The 2543-nt window shown below is 74.2% G+C and carries 2 protein-coding genes and 2 pseudogenes; 2 read left to right on the top strand and 2 right to left on the bottom strand.

All coding sequences use genetic code 11. The features are described 5' to 3' along the window. Positions 1-477: pseudogene (locus FV229_RS26440) on the top strand (DNA polymerase III subunit gamma/tau); the annotation flags it as partial. 66 nt (positions 478-543) lie between these two features. After that, positions 544-867, top strand: coding sequence for a YbaB/EbfC family nucleoid-associated protein (locus FV229_RS26435; RefSeq protein WP_147754753.1), 324 nt, complete (start codon positions 544-546; stop codon positions 865-867). Positions 868-876: 9 nt separating this feature from the next. Here the strand turns inward: FV229_RS26435 and FV229_RS26430 are convergent, their stop codons facing one another. Together FV229_RS26430 and FV229_RS26425 are read right to left on the bottom strand one after the other, a co-directional pair. After that, positions 877-1314, bottom strand: coding sequence for a DUF3429 domain-containing protein (locus FV229_RS26430; protein WP_147754752.1), 438 nt, complete (start codon positions 1312-1314; stop codon positions 877-879). A gap of 147 nt (positions 1315-1461) precedes the next feature. Next, positions 1462-2543, bottom strand: a pseudogene (locus FV229_RS26425) (hypothetical protein); the annotation flags it as partial.

Raw genomic sequence — 2543 nt, 5'->3', positions numbered from 1 at the left:
CCCGTGACGCAGGCTCGGCCCGCCGAGCCGGCCGGCCCGCGCCTGTCGCGGTTCGAGGACGTGGTGGCGTTGGCCGACGCGCGCCGCGACATCCTGCTGAAGTCGGCGCTGGAGCGCGAGGCACACCTCGTGCGCTTCGAGAACGGCCGCATCGAGTTCCGGCAGGCGGAGGGCGGGCGCCCGTCGCTGCATGCCGACCTCGCCAAGGCGCTCGAACAATGGACCGGCCGGCGCTGGGTCGTCACGGCCTCGCGGGAAGCGGGCGCGCCGACGCTGGACGCACAGGCCCGCGCCGCGGTGGAGAGCCGCCGCGAGAACGCAGCCTCGCATCCGCTGGTGCGCGAGGTGCTGGCGCGCTTCCCCGGCGCACAGATCGTGGACGTGCGCGACACCGCGCCCGAGGCGCCGGCCGACCTCGAAGCGCCCGCCGGGCTCGATGGGGCCGGCCTCGAGGATGTCGAAGCCGACGACGCCTGACGCTGGCATCCGCCAGACCGGCTCCCCAGATCACGTCCTCACTTCGCAACCGAGAGACCGACCCGCATGCGCGACATCATGGGCATCATGAAGCAGGCTCAGGCCATGCAGGAGAAGATGGCCGGCATCCAGGCCGAGCTCGACACGGTCGAGGTTTCGGGCGCCTCCGGCGGCGGCTCGGTGCGCGTGACGATGACGGCCAAGGGGCTCGTTAAGGCGGTCGCGATCGATCCGAGCCTGATGGTCGCCGACGAGCGCGAGATCCTGGAGGATCTGGTCCTCGCCGCCGTCAACGACGCGCGGGGCAAGGCCGAGCAGGCGGCGCAGGAGCGCATGGCCGAGCTGACCAAGGGCCTGCCGCTGCCGCCCGGGATGAAGCTGCCGTTCTGATCGCGGGCGTCAGGCGGCGACGAGCAGGGCGGCGCCGGCGACGCCGGAGAGCACGAGGCGCAGGCGCCCGAGCCAGACCGGGACGAGGCCGCGCCGGACGAGGTCCTGGTCCACGATTCCCCAGGCGAGCACCAGGACGCCGAGGGTCCGCAGGTCCCACGGCGCCGGCGCCGCAAGCGCGGCCCAAGCCAGGAGCGAGGGGACGATGGCGATGAGGTAGTCGGCGTTGCCGGCGTTGCGCGCGGCGGCCGCGCCCCAGCGGATGCCGCCGAGGAACGACGCGATCACCGCCCCGTAGGCCGAGAGGATCGTGCGCGGCGACAGGCCGATCGTGCCGAGGCCGCCGTCGCTGCCGCTGACGGCGAGCGCGGCGAAGCCCACGAACGGGATCAGCCCTGCGACGCCGAGGAGGACGGCGCCGGTCGGTACGGGGGAGACGCGCGCCATCCGATCTCCGGTTTGCCCGCTGCGGATCGGCGGTCGCCTAACGAATCACACGATTCTACGAACGCCACGGCAGAGTGGTTCCCGCACTGCGGCATCATGGTCAAGCTTCGCCGCCAGGGTCGTCGTCCCGGGCGGATCGCTGTGCGCTCAGACGCCCTTGCGGCCGGCCGGGGCGAGGGCCGGCGCCATCGGTGCCGGCGCGCCGAGGAGCGTCATCGGCCCGGCGGCGTCCTTCGAGACCGGGGGCTCGTTGACCGCGCGGTCGAGGCGGTGCGGCTTGAAGTTCGCGGCGAGGCTGCGCGCCGCGGCGAGGTCGGACGGGTTCAGCTTGGTCGCCACGTCGTCGCGCTTCTTGCCGGCATCCTCGTCGCCCTGTGCGGCGGCGGCGGCGAACCACGCGTAGGATTGCGCGAGGTCCTGGGTCAGGCCGAGGCCGCGGGCGTAGAGCACCGCGAGGTTGTACTGGCTGTCGCGGACGCCGTACTCGGCGCCCTGCCTGAACCACGAGGCGGCCGACGCGTAGTCCGGCTTGCCGGTGGCGCCCGGGTTCTCGGCGTAGATCACCGCGAGGTTGTGCATCGAGCGGGCATGGCCCTGCTCGGCGGCGCGGCCGTACCACATCTTGGCCTTGTCGAGGTCGCGCACGAGGCCGGCGCCCTTCTCGAAATGCCCGGCATACTTGTACTGGGCCGGCGCGTAGCCGGCGCCGGCGAGCTTCTCGTAGAGCTTGGCCGCCAGCGACAGGTCGCGGGGCAGGCCGCGCCCGTCCGCGGCGCGCCCGGCGAGCTCCCAGACCGCGACGCCGTCGCCGTCCTGCGCCGCCTGGCGCAGCTTCGACAGGCCGGCGGGCAGGGCGGAGAGGTCGCCGGCGAGCGAGGCCATGCTCGACACCTGCGGCACCGCGCTCCTGGCCGAGGCCGGTTTCGCCTCCGTGGGGGTCGGAAGCGACTGGGTGGTCTGCGGGTCGGCCGGGATCGGGCGGGCCTCCGCCGGCATCGCCGGCTCGGGCTTCTCGGCCCGCGGCTCGGCCTTCGGCTCGCTCTTTGGCTCGGTCCTGGGCGCGGCGGTGTCGGCCAGCACCGTCGGCGGCTGAGTCGCGCGGGCGGCGTCGCCGTTCGAGGTCGGGCGCATGCTGATCGCCTGCAGGGCTCCGAGCGCGAGCACGATCGCCGCGAGGCCGAGCAGCAGCGGCCGGCGGCGGCGGTCGATCTCGGCGCGCAGGCGGGCGA

It is taken from the genome of Methylobacterium sp. WL120 (genome assembly GCF_008039465.1).
GTDB classification, from domain to species: Bacteria; Pseudomonadota; Alphaproteobacteria; order Rhizobiales; family Beijerinckiaceae; genus Methylobacterium; species Methylobacterium cerastii.
The sequence above is the reverse complement of the archived record's forward strand: the minus strand, read 5'-3'. Positions and strand labels throughout refer to the sequence as shown.